The sequence below is a fragment of the Streptomyces millisiae genome (genome assembly GCF_031845425.1).
GTDB lineage: Bacteria > Actinomycetota > Actinomycetes > Streptomycetales > Streptomycetaceae > Streptomyces > Streptomyces millisiae.
In genome coordinates this window covers 1-19,783 of record NZ_JAVREM010000031.1, presented here as the reverse complement: position 1 = coordinate 19,783, position 19,783 = coordinate 1, and the positions used below count along the sequence as shown (strand labels likewise).

Here is a 19,783-nt window from a genome sequence, read left to right as displayed (position 1 = left end):
ATCAAAGGGCAGGTGACGAGGTTCGAAACGGCCTGCCGTCATCGCGACCCGCCCCCCTGCGAGACATGGCGGTGCGCACCGCTGACGCACCACTGGAACCCTGGTTCCAGCGTCGCAGGCGCGCTAGGAATTCAGATAGGTCAGAACCGCCAGAACCCGCCGGTGATCTGTGTCACTCTGTGCCAAGCCGAGCTTCATAAAGATGTTGCTCACGTGCTTTTCGACCGCGCCGTGACTCACCACGAGCTGCGCGGCGATCGCCGAGTTGGTGCGACCCTCGGCCATTAGTCCTAGGACTTCCCTTTCCCTGGGCGTGAGCCCACCGAGAACATCCTGTTTGCGGCTGCGGCCGAGCAACTGCGCCACCACCTCCGGGTCGAGCGCCGTGCCGCCCGAGGCCACCCGCGTCACCGCCTCCACGAACTCGCTGACGTCCGCCACCCGGTCCTTCAACAGGTAGCCCACGCCCCGGCTCGAACCGGCGATCAGCTCCGTCGCGTACTGCTCCTCCACATACTGCGAAAGGACCAGCACCCCCAGCTCCGGGAAGCTCCCACGCAGCCGCACGGCCGCCCGCACGCCCTCGTCGGTGTGGGTCGGCGGCATCCGCACGTCCGCCACCACCACGTCGGGCGGCGACCCGGCCGCCGCCAGCTCGCGCACCACCTCGACCAGCGCCTCGCCGTCCCCGACCCCGGCGACGACCTCGTGGCCCCGGTCGACGAGCAGCCGCGTCAGGCCCTCCCGCAGCAGCACCGAATCCTCGGCGATCACCACGCGCACGTTCTGTTCTCCCCCGATCTCACCGTTCTCGCCGTTCTCACCGGTCCTGCCGTACTCGGCGCCGTCCGCCGGCGGTCAGCATCTCACCCCGGCCCACGCCGTCCCACCCGGTCTCAGCGGGCGGGCACGCCGGCCGCCGCCCGGTCCCGCCACGGCAGCTCCGCGGTGACGGTGGTGGGGCCGCCGGCGGGGGAGTGGACGGCGAGCAGGCCGTCGACGGCGGCGAGCCGGTCGGCGAGGCCGGCCAGTCCTGAGCCGGCGGTGGGGTCGGCGCCGCCCCGGCCGTCGTCGGTCACCTGGAGCATCAGCCGGCCCTCCGCGCGCCACACGTCCACCGTGGCCTGGCGGGCGCCGCTGTGCTTGCTGACGTTCTGCAGCAGCTCGGAGGCGGTGAAGTAGGCGATGCCCTCGATCGCCTCGGCCGGCCGCAGCGGCAGCTCCACGTCCACCGTCACGGGCACCGTGCAGCGGGAGGCGACGGCCGACAGCGCCGGGCCGAGGCCGCGGTCGGTGAGGATGGCCGGGTGGATGCCGCGGGCCAGGTCGCGCAGCTCGCGCAGGGCCTGCTTGACCTCGCCGTGCGCCTCGTCGACCAGCCTGGCCGCCGCCTCCGGGTCCCGCGTGATGGTCTCCTTCGCCATGCCGAGCCCCATCGCCAGCGCCACGAGCCGGGCCTGCGCGCCGTCGTGCAGGTCACGCTCGATCCGCCGCAGGTCGGCGGCCGAGGCGTCCACCACCACCGAGCGGTCCTCCTCCAGCTGGAGCACCCGGTCGGCCGCCGCCGAGCGGCCAAGCAGCGTGACGACCAGCAGCCGGTCCACCGCCGCCATCCCCCTGATCAGCGGCGCGGCGGCCACCATGACCAGCGCGCCCACCAGGGCCACCAGCGCGTACTCCCAGGGGCTGTCCCAGATCCAGCCGTGGCCCTGGCCGTCCACGTTGACGCCGATGCCCGGCTCGTCGGTGTAGCGGGTGATCGTCCAGCCCCAGGCCGGGAACGTCAGCGCGGACAGGCCGAGGCCCCACAGCACGGTCACCGCGGTGAAGGTGAACAGCGCCCACCACAGGTGCAGCAGCGCGTACGCGGTGCTCCGCCACGACACGTTGCTGCGAAGCACCGCGCCCATCCACGCGACCGGACCGCGCTGACCGCGCCGCGGCCGCAGCGGCTCTGGCTCGGCCACCTCGACCCCGAGGAAGGCCCTGGCCCTGGCCCGCTCCAGGCGCGCGTAGAGGCGGATCAGCAGCAGCACCAGCGTCAGCAGCGGCAGCCCCACCACCAGGAAGAGCAGGGCGCCGCTGACCGCGAGGCCGACCACCGCGACCAGGAAGCCGGCCAGCGCCACCGGGAAGTTCAGCAGGGCGTGCAGCCCCTCCCGCCAGGTGCGGAGTGTCAGCGGCATGCGCAACACGGTGGTCATGACGTGGTCCCTCGGTTCTTCTCTTCGAGTGTGTCCGCGAGCCTGGTCGGCGGCGCCGGGCGGGCGCGCCAGGGGAGTTCCGCGGTGACGGTGGTGGGGCCGCCGGCGGGGGAGCGGACGGCGAGCAGGCCGTCGACGGCGGCGAGCCGGTCGGCGAGGCCGGCGAGCCCTGATCCGGCGGTGGGGTCGGCGCCGCCTTGGCCATCGTCGGTGACCTGCATCATCAGCCGGCCCTCCGCGCGCCACACCTCGACCGTGGCCTGGCGGGCGCCGCTGTGCTTGCTGACGTTCTGCAGCAGCTCGGAGGCGGTGAAGTAGGCGATGCCCTCGATGGCGTCCGCCGGCCGCTCGTCCAGCTCGACGCTCACCGTCACGGGCACCGTGCAGCGGGAGGCGACGGCCGACAGCGCCGGGCCGAGGCCGCGGTCGGTGAGGATGGCCGGGTGGATGCCGCGGGCCAGGTCGCGCAGCTCCCGCAGGGCCTGCTTGACCTCGCCGTGCGCCTCGTCGACCAGCCTGGCCGCCGCCTCCGGATCCCGCAGGACCGTCTCCTTCGCCATGCCCAGCCCCATCGCCAGCGCCACGAGCCGGGCCTGCGCGCCGTCGTGCAGATCACGCTCGATCCGCCGCAGGTCGGCGTTGGCCGTGTCGGTGACCGCCGCCCGGCCCGACTCCAGCTCCGCGATCCGCCGCTCCAGGCTGTCCGACGGCGACAGCAGCCCGCGCACCAGCGCCCGGTCCACGTTGGTGAACCAGCGCACGATCCACGGCAGCGCCGGCCAGGCCACGATGCCCGCGATCACCGTCAGCCAGCACGTCAGCGTGGCCACCGGCAGCCGCACCACGAAGAACAGCGCGGTCCGCCAGCCCACCGGATCCCGCAGCGCGGACCACAGCCGGGTCAGCAGCCCGCCCTCGCGGGCCCTGGGCAGCGCGCTCGGCTCGTCCACGGAAAGACCGAGCAGCGCCCTGGCGCGCGCCCGTTCCCACGCCCCGACGCGCCGGCAGCCGGCGAGCCCCGCGGCCAGCACCGGCAGACCGACGACCGTCACGGACAGCAGCGCACCGGCGTAGATCCAGACCACGACGCACACGAACGTGACCACGGCCAGCGGGAAGCTCAGCAGCAGATAGGCGCACTCGCGCCAGGCGCGTGCATCGAGCGCCGGGCGCGGTGGCGGCGGCTTCTCCCGCCCCTCCGGGACGCCGCCACCGGCCGGCGTGGTGCTGGTCGAGCTGGTCATGTCCCCAAGCCTGCCGGGCCCTCCCGGCGGTCGCCATGGGGTGGGTCGGTCAACGACGGTGGGGCTACCCCCACCACGTCCCCACCCCGCGCTCGCGAGAGCGGTGGTCACAAGCGGCCCGGCAACCCCTAGACTCACCGGCAGTCCCCAACCCGTCCCCGGTCTGGTCGTCGGAGGCCCGAACGTGCCCGACTACTTCCACGGCTACACGGTCGTCGGTCTGGTCGCGGTGGCCGGCGTGCTGTTCGTCACCGTGGCCTTCGCCGCCGGCCGGCTGCTGCGGCCCGCGGTGCCGACCCCTGAGAAGTTGCTGCCGTACGAGTGCGGCGTGGACCCGGTCGGCGAGGGCTGGGCACACACCCAGATCCGCTACTACGTCTACGCCTTCCTCTACGTGATCTTCGCCGTCGACTCGGTCTTCCTCTTCCCGTGGGCGACGGTCTTCGCGGCGGACGGCTACGGCGGGGTCACGCTGGTCGAGATGTTCGTCTTCCTCGGCTTCCTCTCCGTGGGCCTGCTCTACGCCTGGAAGAAGGGCGTCCTGACGTGGACGTGACTCCCCGCTCCCTGGGCCCGGTGGCGCGGCTCGCCCCCCGGCCCATGAAGGTGATCCTCAACTGGGGGCGCCGCTACAGCCTGTGGGTGTTCAACTTCGGGCTCGCCTGCTGCGCGATCGAGTTCATCGCGGCGTCCATGTCCCGGCACGACTTCATCAGGCTCGGCGTGATCCCCTTCGCGCCAGGGCCGCGGCAGGCCGACCTGATGGTCGTCTCGGGCACCGTGACCGACAAGATGGCGCCGGCGGTCAAGCGGCTCTACGAGCAGATGCCCGAGCCGAAGTACGTGATCTCCTTCGGCGCCTGCTCCAACTGCGGCGGCCCCTACTGGGACTCCTACTCGGTCACCAAGGGCGTCGACCAGCTGATCCCGGTCGACGTCTACGTGCCGGGCTGCCCGCCGCGGCCCGAGGCGCTGCTGCACGGCATCCTCAAGCTCCAGGAGAAGATCGCCGCCGAGTCGCTGCCGAACCGCTACGCGCCGCGGCCGTCCGCGGCCGCCCTCACCAGCGGCCTGGTGGCCCCGCCGCCGGCCCCCGAGGAGGAGCGCCGGTGACCGCCGCCTGGCTGCCGGCCGAGCCGGCCGCGCTCTTCGGCGCCGACGCCACGGCCTCCCTCGCCTACGAGGTGCTGACCGTCGACGTGCCGGCCGCCGCCTGGACCGACGCCCTCACCGTGGCCCGCGACGAGCTCGGCTGCACCTTCTTCGACTGGCTCAGCGCCGTCGACGAGCCCGGCACCGGCTTCCTCGTCTGTGCCCACGTGGTGGCGCTCGGCACCCCGCCCCGCCGCCTCCTGCTGCGGACCACGGTGCCGCACGAGGACGCGGCGCTGGCCACCGCCACCGGCGTCTACCCGGGCGCGGCCTGGCACGAGCGGGAGACCCACGAGATGTTCGGCGTCGACTTCCCCGGCCACCCGGGCCTCGCGCCGCTGCTGCTCCCGGAGAGCTTCGAGGGACACCCGCTGCGGAAGGACTTCGTCCTGGCCGCACGGGTCGCCAAGGCGTGGCCCGGCGCGAAGGAGCCGGGCGAGTCGGACCACGGCGGCCCCCGCCGCCGCCAGATGCTGCCGCCGGGCGTCCCCGACCCCAACGAATGGGGCCCCCTGGCCGGCACGCTCCCCCCGGCCCCACGCCGCGAGGGGGCGCGTAGCGCCCCGAGCGACCGCCCACGCCGCGAGGGGGCGCGTAGCGCCCCGAGCGACCGCCCACGCCGCAGCCGGTCCGCGGCGGATGGCTCGGCGAGCCAGCGTGCCGCCTCGCCGGCGGAGGCCGGCGAAGCCGGGCCGCCTCGGCGTAGCCGGTCCGCGGCGGACGGCTCGGCGAGCCAACGCCGTGCCGGCGAGGCTGCGCCGCCGGCGGAGCCGGGCGAGGCGGGTCCAGCGCGTCGCGGCCGCTCCGCGGCCGATGGCTCGGCCGGTCAGCAGGCGGCCCGTGAGGGCCGTGCGAACGCGCCGGACGCCGATGGTGGGGAGCCGGCCGACTCCGCCGCCGAGGCCGGGACGCCGCGTCGTAGTCGCTCCGCGGCCGACGGCTCGGCGAGCCAGCGTGCCACCGAGGGCGGGACGCCCCCGCCCGGCGCGGGCGAACGCGCCGCGTCCCCATCCGCTCCGTGGCGCGCGCCGGAGGCGACCTCGGACGCCTCCGCGCCGGACGCCGCCGAGACGTCGGCGCCTGGGCGCGACGACTCCGCGTCCGACGGTTCGGCCCGCCAGCGCGCCGCCTCCCCGGCGGAGCCGGGGCAGTCCGAGCCGCCGCCGGGCGAAGTCCGGCCGGCTCAGCGCCGCGAGGCGCCCGACGCCGCCGGGCCCGCGCCGGATGGCGACTCGTCGGGGGAGGGCGCGTAGTGGACGTGTTGGACGTGGCCGTGCGGGTCGCCGCGGTGTTGGTCGCGTTTCTCGTGTTGCCGCTGCTCGTCGGGCAGACCGAGCACAAGGTGATGGCGCACATGCAGGGCCGGCTCGGCCCCATGCACGCCGGTGGGTTCCACGGGTGGGCGCAACTCGTCGCCGACGGCGTCAAGTTCGCGCAGAAGGAGGACACCGTGCCGGCCGGCGCAGACCGCCGGGTGTTCCAACTCGCACCGGCCGTCGCGCTGATCCCGTATCTGGTCGTGCTCGTCGCCATCCCGCTCGGACCCGACGGCATGGTCGGGCAGGTCGTCGACGCCGGCATCTTCTTCGTGCTCGCCGTCCTCGGCGTCGGCGTGCTCGGCTCGTTGATGGCCGGCTGGGCGTCGGCCAACAAGTACTCGCTGCTCGGCGGGCTCCGCACCGCCGCCCAACTCATGGCGTACGAGCTGCCGTTGCTGCTGTCCGCCGCGTCCGTCGCGATGGCCGCCGGGACCCTCTCGCTCACGGGGATCCTCGGCGAGTTCGAGTGGTGGTGGGTGCCGTGGCAACTCGTCGGCGGCTTCGTGTTCTTCACCGCCGGGCTCGCCGAGCTGCAACGCCCGCCGTTCGACGCGCCCATCGCCCCGGAGGAGATCATCTTCGGCGCGTACACCGAGTACTCGGGGCTCCGCTTCGCGTTCTTCCTGCTCGCCGAGTACGCCGGCATCGTCGTCGTCTCGGCGCTCACCGCCGTGCTGTTCCTCGGCGGCTGGCACGGGCCGTGGGCCGACCAGCTCGGCTGGCTGTGGATGCTGCTGAAGACCGGCGCGCTCAGCTTCCTCGTCATCTGGGCCCGCGTCGCCTGGCCCAGGCTCCGCGTCGACCAGATCCAGAAGTTCGCCTGGACCGCGCTGGTGCCCCTCGCCCTGGCCCAGATCGCGTTGACGGGCGTGATCAAGGTGGTGGTGTCGGGATGAGCCTCGGGTCAGGACTCGCCCGCGGGTTGGCGATCACGCTGCGCGCCATGAGGCGCCGCGCGGTCACCCAGCAGTACCCGGAGCGGAGCCCCGAACTGCCGCCCCGCAGCCGGGGCGTCATCGCGCTCTTCGAGGAGAACTGCACCGTCTGCATGCTCTGCGCCCGCGAGTGCCCGGACTGGTGCATCTACATCGACTCGCACAAGGAGACCCTGCCGCCCGCCGCCCCCGGCGGCCGCGAACGCAGCCGCAACGTGCTCGACCGGTTCGCCATCGACTTCTCGCTCTGCATGTACTGCGGGATCTGCGTCGAGGTCTGCCCGTTCGACGCCCTCTTCTGGTCGCCCGAGTTCGAGTACGCCAGCACCGACATCCGCGAACTCACCCACGAGCGTGAGGCGTTGCGCGAGTGGATGTGGACCGTGCCCGAGCCGCCCACGCTCGACGCGGCGGGCGAGGAGCCCAAGGAGATAGCCGCCGCCCGCAAGGCCGTCGAACGGGAGGGCACGTGACCGGGCAGGAGGTCGTCTTCCTCGTCGTCGGGGTCGTCGTCCTCGGCGCCGCCGTCCGCTGCGTCACCACCAGGGAGCTGGTGCACGCCGCGCTCTGGCTGGTGGTCGCGCTCGGCGGTCTGGCCGTCCAGTACCTGCTGCTCACCGCCGAGTTCGTGGCCTGGGTGCAGGTGTTGATCTACCTCGGCTCGGTCGTGGTGCTGCTGCTCTTCGGCCTGATGCTCACCCGGGCGCCCATCGGCCCGTCGCCCGACGCCGACTCGGGCAACCGGCCGGTGGCGCTCGCCGTGTCGCTCGGCTCGGCCGCCGCCCTGGTGGTCCTCGTCGTCGACGCCTTCCGCGGCGCGTGGATCGAACTCGACCGCCCGCACGGCGAGTCGGGGCAGATCGGCGCGAGCCTGTTCCGCGACTGGGTGCTGCCGTTCGAGGCGCTGTCCGTGCTGCTGCTCGCCGCCCTCGTCGGGGCCATCGTCGTCTCCCGCACCCGGGACGCCGCCGGGCGGAACGGCGGTGAGGGCTGATGCACCTGCTCTACCCGGCCGTGCTGGCCGTGCTGCTCTTCTGCACCGGGCTGTACGGCGTGTTGGCCAGACGGAACGCCATCCTGGTGCTGATGTCGGTGGAGTTGATGCTCGCCGCCGTCAGCCTCAACCTGGTGGCGTTCGACGTGTGGCTGCGCGACGCCATGCACTCGGGCCAGGTCCTCACGCTCTTCCTCATCGCCCTCGCCGCGGCCGAGATCGGCATCGGCCTCGCCATCGTGCTGCTCGTGTACCGCGCCCGCGGCACCTCCGCCATCGACCAACTCCGCGAGCTCGGCGAGCCACGAGGGCTCGGGGAGCCCGAGGAGCGGACCTCGGAGACCCGTCACTCGTGAACACCACGACCGCCGCCGTCCTCGTGCCGCTGCTGCCGTTCGTCGCCGCCGCGGTGATCCTGCTGAGCGGCCGGCGCGCGCCAGGATTCGTCCGCCCGCTCGCCGTGCTGCCGACGCTCACCTCCGCCGGCCTCGCGAGCTACGTCGCCGTGCGGCAGGGCGGCGACGAGCCGATCACCGCCGCGACTCGTCTCACGGTCACCGGCAACGACGCCCTCGACGTCCAACTCGCGCTGAACCTCGACGGGTTCGCCGTGCTGGTGGCGGTTCTGGTGGCGGTCGTCGCCGGCTGCGTGCAGCTGTACTCGACCGGCTATCTGGGCGGCGACCCCCGCTACCCCTCCTACGCCGCGCTGGTCTCGCTGTTCACCGCCGCGATGCTGCTGGTCGTCTACGCCGACGACCTGATCGTGCTGCTCGTCGGCTGGGAGGTGATGGGCGTCTGCTCGTACTTCCTGGTCGGCCACTACTGGGAGACCTCGGCCGCCCGCGCCGCCTCGCTCAAGGCGTTCCTGGTCACCAAGCTCGGCGACGTGCCGTTCCTGATCGGCATCCTGGCCCTGGCCGACGCGGCCGGCACCTTCCGCATCAGCGAGATCGCCGGCGGGCTCGTCGACGGCCGGCTCGAACTCGCCCACCCCACCCTGATCGCCCTGCTGCTGCTCGCCGGGGTGGCCGGCAAGTCGGGGCAGGTGCCGCTGCACGCCTGGCTGCCGGACGCGATGGCCGGCCCGACGCCGGTGTCCGCGCTGATCCACGCCGCGACCATGGTCGCCGCCGGCGTCTACTTCGTGGCCCGGCTGCTGCCCGTCTTCGCCGCCTCCACGGCCGCCCTGCTGACGCTCGCGGTCGTTGCGGCCGCCACCATGATCGGCTCGGCGCTCGCCGCCCTCGCCCAGGACGACGTCAAGCGGGTGCTTGCCTACTCCACCATCGGTCAACTCGCCTACATGACGGGTGCGCTGGCCGTCGCCGACCGGGAGGCCGCGGTCTTCCACCTGCTGACCCACGGCGCGTTCAAGGCCCTGCTCTTCCTCTCCGCAGGCGTCCTCATCCACACCGCCGGCACCGGCTCGCTGACCGCCATGTCCCGGATGCGCGGCCTCAAGCGCCGCGCCCCCGACGCCTACTGGACGATGACCATCGGGCTGCTCGCGCTCGCCGCCATCCCGCCGTTCTCCGGCTTCTTCTCCAAGGAGGCGGTGATAGCGGCCGCCGAGCACGCGGCGCTCGACCCTGAACACGGCGTGCCGGCCGCCGCCGGCTGGATCGTGCTGGTCGCCGGGCTGCTCACCGCGCTGCTCACCGCCGGCTACGCCGCCCGCCTCTGGCTGGTCGCCTTCCACGACCCGGTCGACGCCCGCACCGAGCCGGTGCCCGTCTCCGAGGGCGCCAGCCCCGTGATGGCCGCCGTGCTGTGGCTGCTGACGCTCCCCACCCTGCTGCTCGGCCTGGCCTACCCGGTCCTGCCCGACTGGTTCGACGGCGGCGACCTGGCGCCCACCCTCACCACCGCCCTGGTCGCCACCGGCGCCGCGCTGCTCGGCGGCCTCGCCGCCTACGCCGCCTGGCGCCGCGCCTACGAGGGGGCCGCCGAGGACGGATCCGTCGACCCGGCCCCCGCGCTGCTGCGCGGCCTCCACCCGCACGCCGCCGCCGGCTTCCACGCCGACGCCGCCTACGCGGCCGCCGTCGTCCGCCCCACCGAGGCCGCCGCCCGCCTGGTCCGCTTCCTCGACCGGGCCGTCGTCGACAGCTATGTGCGCGCCGCCGGCGCGGCACCCGGGCTGCTCGGCGCCGCCGCCCGCCGCGCCCAGACCGGCAACGTGCAGACCTACCTCAGCGCCATCGTCGCCGGCACCCTCGTCCTGGCCGTCGCCGCCGTCCTCGTCGTCGCGGGGGAGTGAGCGTGATCAGCCTCAACGACACCACCATGCGGCTGCTGCTCGCCGCCGCCGTCGTCCTCCCGCTGCTCGGCGCGGGCGCCGCCCTGCTGCCCGCCCCGCCCGGGCTTCGTGGAAAGGGCGGCCCCGAGCGTGACGTGCTGCGGCACGGCGTCACCGTCACCGGCGCCGTACTCGTCCTGACGCTGCTGCTCGCCGCCGGCTTCGACCACGACCGGCCGGCCGACGTCCAGGCCGAGACCGACCTGAGCTGGATCCCGGCGCTCGACGTCCGACTGCACCTCGGCGTCGACGGCATCTCCCTGCCGCTGCTCGTCCTCACCGCGCTGCTGACCTTCCTCTGCGCCCTCCACACCTACTTCCGGCCGCCCCAGGGCGAGGACACCCCGGGCCCGGTGCCGTTCGTCGCGCTGCTGCTCCTGCTGGAGGCCGGCACGCTCGCCACCTTCGCCGTCCTCGACCTGGTGCTGTTCTTCCTGGCCTTCGAGACGGTCCTGATCCCGATGTACTTCCTGATCGCCCGCTGGGGCGGCGCCGAACGTGCCGCCGCCGCCTGGAAGTTCATCCTCTACACGGTCGTCGGCTCGGTGGTGATGCTGCTCGGCCTGCTGCTGATCGGCCTGCGCGGCGGCACCTTCGACATGGTCGCCCTCGCCGAGGCCAACGGCGCAGGGCTGAGCCACACCACCCAGCTGCTCGCCGTGCTGGCCATCGGCCTCGGCCTCGCCGTCAAGACCCCCATGTGGCCGCTGCACAGCTGGCTGCCCGACGCGCACACGGCCGCCCCCACCGCCGGCTCGGTGCTGCTGGCCGGCGTGCTGCTGAAGATGGGCACCTACGGCCTGGTCAGGATCGCGCTGCCGATCGCCCCCGAGGGCATGCACACCTTCGCGCCCTACCTCGGCGCCTTCGCCGCCGCCGGCATCGTCTACGGCTCCCTCGCCTGCCTCGCCCTGGTGCGCCAGGGCGCGGGCGGCGACCTGAAGCGGCTCATCGCCTACTCCTCCGTCGGCCACATGGGCTTCGTGCTCCTCGGCATCGCCACCCTCACCCGCGGCGGCGTCAACGGCGCGCTGTTCGCCAACGTCGCCCACGGCCTGATCACCGGCCTGCTGTTCTTCCTCGTCGGCGCCCTCAAGGAACGCGTCGGCACCACCGACCTCGACCGGCTGACCGACGTGACGCTCTACGGGCGCGCCCCGCGCTTCGGCGGACTGCTCGCGTTCGCCGCCGTCGCCTCGCTCGGGCTGCCGGGCCTCGCCGGCTTCTGGGGCGAATTGCTCGCCATGCTCGGCGCCTACCACCCGGCCGACGGGCTCAGCCGGCCCGCGTTCCTCGTCTACCTGGTGTGCGCCGGGCTCGGCACCCTGCTGACCGCCGCCTACCTGCTGCTCGTGGTCCGCCGCGTCTGCATGGGGGACCGGGCCGACGAGCCGCTCACCGACCTGCGCGGCCCCGAGTACGCGGCGTTCGCCCCGCTCGCCGCCCTGACCCTGCTCGCCGGCCTGTGGCCGGCCGTCCTGCTCGACCTCACCAACCCCGCCGTCGCGGCCCTCCTGCCCGGAGTCGCCAGATGAACCTCACCCAGAACGTCGACTGGGCAGTCGTCGCGCCCCCGCTCATCGCCGCGGTGGCCGCCGTGGTGGTGCTGGTCGCCGACCTGTTCCTGCCGGCCGCCAGGCGCCCGCTACTCGGCTGGCTGGCCGCCGGCGGCCTCGCGCTCGCCGCCCTCGCCCTGCTGCCGCTGCGCGACGGCGACCGGACCACGTTCTGCCTCGCCGACGAGCCCGCGCTCTGCGCCTACACCGCCGACCGCTTCGCCGTCATCGTCCAGCTGCTGGTGCTCGGCGGCGCGTTCCTCGTGGCCCTGCTCTCCGTCCCGGAGACCGCGGACGACGACGTGCCGGCCGGCGAGTTCTGGTTCCTGCTGCTCTCCTCCGCCGCCGGCGCCGCGCTGCTGCCGGCCGCCCGCGACCTGGCCACCCTGATCATCGCGCTCGAGGTCACCACGCTGCCCGCCTACGCCCTGGTCGGGCTGCGCCGCGGCAGCCGCACCGGGCCCGAGGCCGCGCTCAAGTTCTTCCTCACCTCGGTCACCGCCACCGCCGTCACGCTGCTCGGCGTCAGCTTCGTCTACGCCGCCGGCGGCAGCCTCTTCTTCGCCGACCTCGCCACCGCCCTGCCCGGCGGCGACCCGCGGCTCGCCACCCTGGCCGAGGCCGGCGTGGCGCTGACGCTGGTCGGCTTCGCCTTCAAGGTCGCCGCCGTGCCGTTCCACTTCTGGGTCCCCGAGACCTACGTCGGCGCGCCGCTGCCGGTCGCCGGCTACCTGTCCGTGGTCGGCAAGGCCGCCGGGCTCGCCGGCCTCGCCCTGGTGACCACCCTCGCCTTCCCCGGCTACGGCGACCTGTGGGGCCCGGCGCTCGGGCTGCTCGCCGGGCTCACCATGACCGTGGGCAACGTCGCCGCGCTGCGCACCGACCCCGCCGCGCCGCACAGCGCGATCCGGCTGCTCGCCTGGTCCTCGGTCGGCCAGGCCGGCTACCTGCTGGTGCCGCTCGCGGCCGCCGCCTACACCGACCGCGGCGAGGCGGTGGGCGCGACCGTCGCCTACGCGCTGATGTACGCCGCGGTCAACCTGGGCGCGTTCGCGGTGGCCGCCCAGGTGGCGCGCCGGCTCGACGACTACCGCGGCCTCTACGCCCGTCGGCCGCTGACCGCGCTCGCCCTCGCCTTCTTCCTGCTGTGCCTGGCCGGGCTGCCGCCGGGGGTGGTCGGCCTGTTCGCCAAGGTCGCGGTCTTCGAGGCCGCGGTGGACGCCGGCCTCGGGGTCCTCGCGGTGGTCATGGCGGTCAACGTGGCGATCGCGCTCTTCTACTACCTGCGCTGGACGGCGCTGCTGTTCCGCCCCGCCGAGGAGCCGGCGGCCGCCCCGGCCACCGGGGCGGCCGCCCCGGCCACCGGGCCGACTGCCCCGGCCTCCCGCACCGTGCCGCTGGCCGGCGCCGTGGGGCTCGCCGCCACCGCCGCCCTCGCCTTCTCCGGCGCCCCCCAGCTGATCCTCACCTTCGTCTCGACCGGCCTGATCTAGCGCCCGCCGGCCCCCCGGAACGTTCGCGCTCGGTAACAGCGGACCCGGCGAGGGAACGCACATCCCGCGGATCGCGTTGTGCACTTCGGGAGTGTCCACTGTTAGTGGAGAAACTCCGGCATCCGGTACATCCGGAACCCCCACACCCGCGCGCGCAACAGGAGGGCACACCGTGCACCGCCGGCACAACGGTCTGAAAACCGCCGCCCTGCTCGGCGGCATGTCCGCGTTGATCCTGGTCGTCGGGAGCTTCTTCGGCCGTGGCGGCCTGCTGATCGCGCTGGTGGTGGCCCTCGCCACCAACGGCTACGCCTACTGGAACAGCGACAAGCTCGCGCTGCGCGCCATGCGGGCCAGGCCCGTGAGCGAGTTCGAGGCGCCCCGGCTCTACCTCATGGTCCGCGAGCTGGCCGGGCAGGCCAGGCAGCCGATGCCCCGGCTCTACATCTCCCCGACCGAGGCGCCCAACGCCTTCGCCACCGGCCGCAACCCGCGCAACGCCGCCGTCTGCTGCACCGAGGGCATCCTGCGCCTGCTCGACGAGCGCGAGCTGCGCGGCGTCATCGGCCACGAGCTCAGCCACGTCTACAACCGGGACATCCTGATCTCCTCGGTCGCCGGGGCCATGGCCTCGGTGATCATGTTCCTGGTGAACATCGCCTGGTTCATCCCCGTCGGGCGGGACGACGACGAGGGCGGCCCCGGCCTCTTCGGGATGCTGCTGGTGATGCTCCTCGGCCCGATCGCGGCCTCCCTCATCCAACTGGCGGTCAGCAGGTCACGCGAGTTCGAGGCGGACGCCTCGGGCGCCAGGCTCACCGGGGACCCGCTGGCGCTGGCCAGCGCGCTGCGCAAGCTGGAGGCGGGCACCCAGGCCCGACCGCTGCGCCCCGAGCCCCAGTTGGAGACGGCGAGCCATCTGATGATCGCCAACCCGTTCCGCCGCGGCGAGGGCCTGGCCCGGATGTTCGCCACCCACCCGCCGATGGCCGACCGCATCGAGCGTCTGGAACGCATGGCGGGCGGGCGCCGCTGAGGTCATCCTGAGGGTGTGCGAACCATACTCAACATCATCTGGTTGATCTTCTCCGGACTGTGGATGGCGCTCGGCTACGCGCTCGCCGGCATCATCTGCTTCATCCTCATCGTCACGATCCCCTTCGGCATAGCCTGCTTCCGGATAGCCGGCTACGCGCTGTGGCCCTTCGGCTACCGCGTCACCGAGCGGCACGACGCGGGTCTGGCCTCCGGCGTGGGCAACGTGATCTGGCTGGTGGTCGCCGGCATCTGGCTCGCCATCGGCCACATCCTGGCGGGCATCTCGTTCTGCGTGACGATCATCGGCATCCCGTTCGGCATCGCCCACTTCAAGATGGTGCCGGTGTCGCTGATGCCGCTGGGCCGGGAGATCGTGCCGACCGCCCAGACGTACCCCGGCTACCGCTGGAGCCAGCCCGGCTACAACACCTGACCAGGCACTCCGGCCCCGTACTCGTGCTGGCACCACCCCCTCGGTAGTGCGGGCGCGTAGGGGAGGACGGCGGATTTCTCAGGGGCGGGTCAACCCCGGGACGGACGCGGCGCCACCCACCCCCTGGTTACGCTCCGTGCATGTTGATCACGATCTCCCGAACCGCCGCCGCCCTGGCGACCGGCCTCGCCCTGGCGCTCGCCGCCCCCCTGCTGCCGACCGCCGCGGCCGCCCCCGCCGCGTCGGCCGCCGACCAGGACCCGGCGCCCGTCCTCCGGCTGCCGAGCCCCACCGGTCCCTTCGCCGTCGGCCGGGACACGCTGCACCTGGTGGACCGGGACCGCACCGACCCGTGGGTCCCGGAGGCCGGCGCCCGCGAACTGCTGGTGTCGATGTACTACCCGGCCAGGTCGGGCACCGGCAGGACCGCGCCCTATCTGACCGCCGACGAGGCCCGGTTGCTGCTGGAGAGCCAGCACCTGGAGGGCGTCATAGCGCCCGAGGACGTCGCCGCCACCGGCATCACCGCCCGGCTGGGCGCGCTGCCCGAGCGCGGCCGCCACCCCCTGGTGGTGCTCTCGCCCGGCTTCTCGCTGCCCCGCACCACCCTCACCCTGCTGGCCGAGGAGTTGGCCAGCCGCGGCTATGTGGTGGCCGCCGTCGACCACGCCTACGAGTCCGTCGGCACCCTCTTCCCCGGCGACCGGATGCTCACGTGCGTGGCCTGCGAGGCCGCCGACGACATGGCGACCGTCGCCGAGGGCCGGGCGGCCGACCTCTCCTTCGTGCTGGACCGGCTGACCGGCCCCCGACCGGCCTGGCGGTACGCCGGACTGATCGACGCCACCCGGATCGGCATGGCAGGGCACTCCATCGGCGGCAACGCCACCGCCGTCACCATGGCGCGGGACCCGCGGGTGCGCGCCGGGGTCACCATGGACGGCACCTTCTTCGCCCCGGTGCCGGCCGAGGGCCTGGGCGGGCGGCCGTTCATAATGCTCGGCACCGAGTCCCTGCACCACCCGGGCGGCGAGGACGAGTCCTGGGACGAGGGCTGGGCCCGGCTCGACGGCTGGCGCCGCTGGCTGACCGTGACCGGCTCCGGCCACTTCACCTTCATCGACCTGCCGGTGCTCGGCGGCCAACTCGGCATGACCGACCCCGAGGCGCCGCTCTCCGGGGAGCGCTCCGGGGAGATCACCAGGGACTACGTGGCCGCCTTCTTCGACGCCCACCTGCGGGGCCTGCCCGCGCCGCTGCTCGACGGGCCGACGGCGGCCAACCCCGAGGTGGTCTTCCAGGGCCGCTGAGCGGCCCGCGCCGCTACTCGGCGGCGGACGCGCGGCGGTTGCGCAGGTAACGCACCCCCTCGTGCACCACGGTGATCGCCAGCGCGAGGCCGAGGCCCAGCGCCACCCCACGCAGCGGGTTGTGCTCGAAGGCGGCGCCGCCTATGTAGCCGATGCAGGCCGAGTAGATGGCCCAGCTCACGGCCGCGATCGCGTCGAAGCGGGAGAACCGGCCCAACGGATAGCGGGTGGCGCCGGTGGTGAGCGTGGCGGCGGTGCGACCGCCCGGAATGTAGCGGGCGATGACCAGCACCAGGCCGCCGCGCTTCTCCAACATGTCGCCGACGTGCTCGTAGGCCCGGTGCGTCCTGCTGCCGGGCTTGAGTTTGGAGAAGACCCGATCGCCCGACTTCCGGCCTATGAAGTAGGAGATGTGATCCCCGGTGAAGGCGCCCAGGGCCGCGACCAGGATGACGAGAAGCAGGTTGGGGTTGCCGTCGGCCGCCGCGAAGACCCCCAGGGTCACCACCAGGGTCTCGCTGGGCACCACGGGAAAGAAGCCGTCGAGTTTCGCGACGGCGAAGAGCGCCACGTACACCCAGGGGGTGGCGACAAACCCTTCGATGGCGTCGAGGATCGCATTATCCACGGGCCCAGCCTAGGCAATCGAACTGCCGACCAGGATCTGCCCTTCGTCAAGAGTGGACCTGACGATCGTCAGGTCCACCGCTCCTCGTCCGCCCCGCTCACAACCACCCGTTCCGCCGGAACCCCCGGTGGATCGCGTAGCAGGCGACCAGGATCACACCGATCACCAGCGGATAGCCGAAACGCCAGTGCAGCTCCGGCATGTGGTCGAAGTTCATCCCGTACACGCCGCAGACCATCGTCGGCACCGCCAGGATCGCCGCCCACGCGGTGATCTTCCGCATGTCCTCGTTCTGCGCCACCGTGACCTGCGCCAGGTTGGCCTGGAGGATCGAGTCGATCAGCATGTCGTAGCTGTTGACCTGCTCCGTCACCCGCGACAGGTGGTCGGCCACGTCACGGAAGTAGCGCCTGATCTCCGCGTCCACCGTCGGCAGCTCCTTCTCGGCCAGCGTCCGCAGCGGCCCGTCGAGCGGCGCCACCGCCCGCCTCAGCTCCAACAGCTCCCGCTTCAGCTGGTAGATCTGCCCCGGGTTCGCGCCCCGCCCCCGGGAGTCCGAGAACACGGCCGACTCGATCTCGTCCACGTCGTCCCGCACCGCGGCCACGACGTCGAGATAGTGGTCCACCACCTGGTCCGCGATGGCGTGCAGCACGGCCGAAGGCCCCTTCGCCAACTGCTCGGGCGTCGCCTCCAGGCCCTCCCGCAGCGGCCCCAGCGAGCCGTGCCCGCCGTGCCGGACCGTGATCACGAAGTCCGGTCCGGTGAAGACCATGATCTCGCCGGTCTCCACCACCTCGCTGCTGTCGGTGAGTTCGGCGTGCTCGACGTACCGCACGGTCTTCAGCACCGCGAAGAGCATGTCGTCGTACCGCTCGATCTTGGGCCGCTGGTGCGCGTGCACGGCGTCCTCGACGGCCAGCGGGTGCAGCCCGAACAGGTCGGCGATCTCCGCGAACTCCGCCTCCGACGGCTCGTGCAGGCCGATCCACACGAACCCGCCCCGCCACCCACGCGCCCGCGCTATCGCCTCCCGCGCGCTGAACCGCCCGGCCCTGCGCACCCCGTCCCGGTACACCGCGCAGTTCACCACCGCGCTCCCGAGCGGCGCCCTGGCCCGGTGGCTCAGGTCCACCTTCGCGCCGTCCCCCACGGCCCCCCGCCGAGCCCGCCGCAGGACCCCACCGATGCCACGCATCACCGGTAGTTGACGAACTGCACCGCGAAGTCGAAGTCCTTCTCCCGCACGAGCCGCTGCACCTCCTGCAGCGCGTCCCTGCTCTTGGAGCTGACCCGCAGCTCGTCGCCCTGGACCTGGGCCTTGACCCCCTTGGGCCCCTCGTCCCTGATCAGCTTGGCCACCTTCTTGGCGTCATCCGTCGAGATGCCCTCCTTGATCGTGGAGTACAGCCGGTACTCCTTCCCCGAGGCCTGCGGCTCACCCGAGTCCAGGGCCTTCAGCGAGATCCCGCGCTTGACCAGCTTGGTCTGGAAGATGTCCAACACCGCCTTCGCCCGCTCCTCGGCGTTGGCCTTGATCTCGATCCGCTCCCCCGACCAGGCGATCGAGGCCCCGACCCCGCGGAAGTCATACCGCTGCGAGATCTCCTTGGCCGCCTGGTTGAGTGCGTTGTCGACCTCCTGCCGGTCGACCTTCGAGACGATGTCGAAACTGGAGTCGGCCATGGTGGTAAGGCTCCTCGGATCTGTCACATCAGGCGTGGTCGCCGCACAGCCTAGCCACCCGGCTACCCGGATCCACCGGCCCCAACCGGGTGGCGGACCACCCCGGGGCATCGGGTATCGTTTACCCCGTCGCAAGGCGGTGTGCCCGAGTGGCCAAAGGGAGCAGACTGTAAATCTGCCGGCTCAGCCTACCCAGGTTCGAACCCTGGCGCCGCCACAGCGCAGAGGCAGCCCTCTGACCAGCTTAAACGCCGGGTCGGGGGGCTGTTTTGCTGCCCCGGATCACCGCTCTCGAACGGGAATCGAAACGCGGTGTTTGTTGCCCTCTGTCTCGCGCCTTTCCCACCCCTGCTCAGTGCTCGACCCCCCATACGTGCCCCAGGGGGCGGCCTTCTGGCTAGCCGTTGGCGTCGTCCCAGTCCTGCAACGCGGCCTGGATCCGCTCATTGGCGCGCTGCTCGTTCTGCGCGAGGACTTTGGCGTAGACGCGGAACAACGCCGCGAGGCTGTGCCCGGCCGACGCGCGCACTCCGCAGGATCGACGCCCGAGCTCAGCCAGAAGGAGACCCCGGCGTGGCGCAGGTCATCCGGACATACTCCGGCGGGATCGGAACGGGCCGTGAGTCCTCCTGGGCTCGGGTCGTGAGGCTGCGCTCCGCGTGGGCTCGTCCGTCGTCCGTCCAGCCTCGTCTTGGGGAGGTGGCACTGGTTCTTCTTCAGGCGGATGGCCTCGGCGGGGCGAGTGGCCGCGTTGTACGAGCACCCGAAGCAGGCTCCAGGTACTCACCTCGATCGCCCTGGTTCCGTACACCCGCGAGGAGTTGGCGGACCTGTCGGGGGTTGGCGACGCCCTCGGGGGCGACCTGCTCGGTGGCGCGAGGAGCGGTCCACCGGATCTTCGTCAACGGGTTGATGCCGTTCGTCAGCAGCTTCTTTCTCCACGGCCAGGCTCAACGCGTCGCTCATGCAGGCTCTCTTGCGCTTCACGGTTCGACCCGCGGCCGGCTTCCCGTCCAGCTTCCTGGCCAGTGCGTAGCCTTGCGCGACACCTCGGCGTCTCCGAGGTCGGCCACGGACAGGGCCTAGCTGTATTGACCCGCAGGGTTGTTGACGCGGCTTGTGGGTGGTTGGCCTGCGAGTGCGGTGTGGCAGCGGTGGTGGTTGTAGGTGTGGAGGAAGTCTGTCAGGGCTGCGGTGCGTTCGGCGTTGCTGGTGTAGGGCCGTGCGTAGGCCCATTCGTCGAGCAGGGTGCGGTTGAAGCGTTCGACCTTGCCGTTGGTCTGCGGTCGGTAGGCGCGAGTCAGCTTGCCGACCGCGTCCAGGTCGGCCAGGGCCTGTTTCCAGGCGAAGCTCTTGCGGTAGGGCCAGGCGTTGTCGGTCAGGACCCGCTCGATGCGGTCGATGCCGTTGGCCGCGAAGAACGCAGCGGCTCTGCGGAGGAAGCTGGCGCAGGTGGTGGCCTTCTCGTCGGTGTGGATCTCGCTGTAGG

Annotated in this window: 21 protein-coding genes and 1 tRNA gene; 14 read left to right on the top strand and 8 right to left on the bottom strand. The window is 72.8% G+C overall.

The window, feature by feature from the left end:
- Positions 1-123 precede the first annotated feature (123 nt).
- The 3 genes from RNC47_RS21480 to RNC47_RS21470 form a co-directional block, all read right to left on the bottom strand.
- The gene (locus RNC47_RS21480) at positions 124-783 is read right to left on the bottom strand and encodes a response regulator transcription factor (RefSeq protein ID WP_311601092.1); all 660 of its coding nucleotides are present in this window, start codon (positions 781-783) and stop codon (positions 124-126) included.
- A gap of 113 nt (positions 784-896) precedes the next feature.
- Entirely contained in the window at positions 897-2,204 is a 1,308-nt protein-coding gene (locus RNC47_RS21475) for a sensor histidine kinase (RefSeq protein WP_311601091.1), read from the bottom strand.
- Positions 2,201-3,448 carry a sensor histidine kinase gene (locus tag RNC47_RS21470; RefSeq protein ID WP_311601090.1) on the bottom strand — a complete coding sequence of 416 codons (1,248 nt, stop codon included), beginning with the start codon at positions 3,446-3,448 and terminating at the stop codon, positions 2,201-2,203. Before RNC47_RS21470 ends, RNC47_RS21475 begins: the two co-directional genes overlap by 4 nt.
- 184 nt (positions 3,449-3,632) lie before the next feature.
- Between RNC47_RS21470 and RNC47_RS21465 the strand changes: the two genes are divergently transcribed.
- The 13 genes from RNC47_RS21465 to RNC47_RS21405 all read left to right on the top strand — a co-directional run bounded on the left by RNC47_RS21465 (position 3,633) and on the right by RNC47_RS21405 (position 15,980).
- Positions 3,633-4,004, top strand: a complete 372-nt coding sequence (locus RNC47_RS21465; RefSeq protein ID WP_311601089.1) for an NADH-quinone oxidoreductase subunit A — start codon at positions 3,633-3,635, stop codon at positions 4,002-4,004.
- A gap of 44 nt (positions 4,005-4,048) precedes the next feature.
- A complete protein-coding gene (locus tag RNC47_RS21460) occupies positions 4,049-4,561 on the top strand; it encodes an NADH-quinone oxidoreductase subunit B (protein ID WP_449657351.1) in 513 nt (170 codons plus the stop codon).
- A complete protein-coding gene (locus RNC47_RS21455) occupies positions 4,558-5,853 on the top strand; it encodes an NADH-quinone oxidoreductase subunit C (protein ID WP_311601086.1) in 1,296 nt (431 codons plus the stop codon). The genes RNC47_RS21460 and RNC47_RS21455 overlap by 4 nt, the downstream gene beginning before the upstream one ends.
- The gene (locus RNC47_RS21450; RefSeq protein ID WP_311601085.1) at positions 5,853-6,815 is read left to right on the top strand and encodes a complex I subunit 1/NuoH family protein; all 963 of its coding nucleotides are present in this window, start codon (positions 5,853-5,855) and stop codon (positions 6,813-6,815) included. Before RNC47_RS21455 ends, RNC47_RS21450 begins: the two co-directional genes overlap by 1 nt.
- Positions 6,812-7,327, top strand: coding sequence for a NuoI/complex I 23 kDa subunit family protein (locus RNC47_RS21445; RefSeq protein WP_311601084.1), 516 nt, complete (start codon positions 6,812-6,814; stop codon positions 7,325-7,327). Before RNC47_RS21450 ends, RNC47_RS21445 begins: the two co-directional genes overlap by 4 nt.
- Positions 7,324-7,848, top strand: coding sequence for an NADH-quinone oxidoreductase subunit J family protein (locus RNC47_RS21440; RefSeq protein ID WP_311601083.1), 525 nt, complete (start codon positions 7,324-7,326; stop codon positions 7,846-7,848). Before RNC47_RS21445 ends, RNC47_RS21440 begins: the two co-directional genes overlap by 4 nt.
- The gene (gene nuoK, locus RNC47_RS21435; RefSeq protein WP_311601082.1) at positions 7,848-8,204 is read left to right on the top strand and encodes an NADH-quinone oxidoreductase subunit NuoK; all 357 of its coding nucleotides are present in this window, start codon (positions 7,848-7,850) and stop codon (positions 8,202-8,204) included. The genes RNC47_RS21440 and nuoK overlap by 1 nt, the downstream gene beginning before the upstream one ends.
- Positions 8,201-10,111, top strand: coding sequence for an NADH-quinone oxidoreductase subunit 5 family protein (locus tag RNC47_RS21430; RefSeq protein ID WP_311601081.1), 1,911 nt, complete (start codon positions 8,201-8,203; stop codon positions 10,109-10,111). Before nuoK ends, RNC47_RS21430 begins: the two co-directional genes overlap by 4 nt.
- A gap of 26 nt (positions 10,112-10,137) precedes the next feature.
- The gene (locus tag RNC47_RS21425; RefSeq protein ID WP_311601146.1) at positions 10,138-11,685 is read left to right on the top strand and encodes a complex I subunit 4 family protein; all 1,548 of its coding nucleotides are present in this window, start codon (positions 10,138-10,140) and stop codon (positions 11,683-11,685) included.
- Positions 11,682-13,199 (top strand): NADH-quinone oxidoreductase subunit N, encoded by a 1,518-nt coding sequence (locus tag RNC47_RS21420; protein WP_311601080.1) that lies wholly within the window; start codon positions 11,682-11,684, stop codon positions 13,197-13,199. The genes RNC47_RS21425 and RNC47_RS21420 overlap by 4 nt, the downstream gene beginning before the upstream one ends.
- Positions 13,200-13,371: 172 nt before the next feature.
- On the top strand, positions 13,372-14,235 hold the full coding sequence (gene htpX, locus RNC47_RS21415; protein ID WP_311601079.1) for a zinc metalloprotease HtpX: 864 nt from the start codon (positions 13,372-13,374) through the stop codon (positions 14,233-14,235).
- A gap of 15 nt (positions 14,236-14,250) precedes the next feature.
- Positions 14,251-14,670, top strand: a complete 420-nt coding sequence (locus RNC47_RS21410) for a YccF domain-containing protein (protein WP_311601078.1) — start codon at positions 14,251-14,253, stop codon at positions 14,668-14,670.
- Positions 14,671-14,810: 140 nt separating this feature from the next.
- Positions 14,811-15,980 (top strand): alpha/beta hydrolase family protein, encoded by a 1,170-nt coding sequence (locus tag RNC47_RS21405; RefSeq protein WP_311601077.1) that lies wholly within the window; start codon positions 14,811-14,813, stop codon positions 15,978-15,980.
- Positions 15,981-15,993: 13 nt separating this feature from the next.
- Here the strand turns inward: RNC47_RS21405 and RNC47_RS21400 are convergent, their stop codons facing one another.
- The 3 genes from RNC47_RS21400 to RNC47_RS21390 all read right to left on the bottom strand — a co-directional run bounded on the left by RNC47_RS21400 (position 15,994) and on the right by RNC47_RS21390 (position 18,294).
- Positions 15,994-16,608 (bottom strand): DedA family protein, encoded by a 615-nt coding sequence (locus tag RNC47_RS21400; RefSeq protein WP_311601076.1) that lies wholly within the window; start codon positions 16,606-16,608, stop codon positions 15,994-15,996.
- A 97-nt stretch (positions 16,609-16,705) separates the two neighbouring features.
- A complete protein-coding gene (gene corA, locus RNC47_RS21395; RefSeq protein WP_311601075.1) occupies positions 16,706-17,806 on the bottom strand; it encodes a magnesium/cobalt transporter CorA in 1,101 nt (366 codons plus the stop codon).
- Entirely contained in the window at positions 17,806-18,294 is a 489-nt protein-coding gene (locus RNC47_RS21390) for a YajQ family cyclic di-GMP-binding protein (RefSeq protein ID WP_311601074.1), read from the bottom strand. Before RNC47_RS21390 ends, corA begins: the two co-directional genes overlap by 1 nt.
- Positions 18,295-18,429: 135 nt before the next feature.
- Between RNC47_RS21390 and RNC47_RS21385 the strand changes: the two genes are divergently transcribed.
- Positions 18,430-18,511 (top strand) — tRNA-Tyr (locus RNC47_RS21385).
- A 180-nt stretch (positions 18,512-18,691) separates the two neighbouring features.
- Here the strand turns inward: RNC47_RS21385 and RNC47_RS21380 are convergent.
- A complete protein-coding gene (locus tag RNC47_RS21380) occupies positions 18,692-18,823 on the bottom strand; it encodes a hypothetical protein (RefSeq protein ID WP_311601073.1) in 132 nt (43 codons plus the stop codon).
- A 553-nt stretch (positions 18,824-19,376) separates the two neighbouring features.
- Positions 19,377-19,783 (bottom strand): integrase core domain-containing protein (locus tag RNC47_RS21375; protein ID WP_311601072.1); only part of this gene is annotated, 407 nt, incomplete at its 5' end.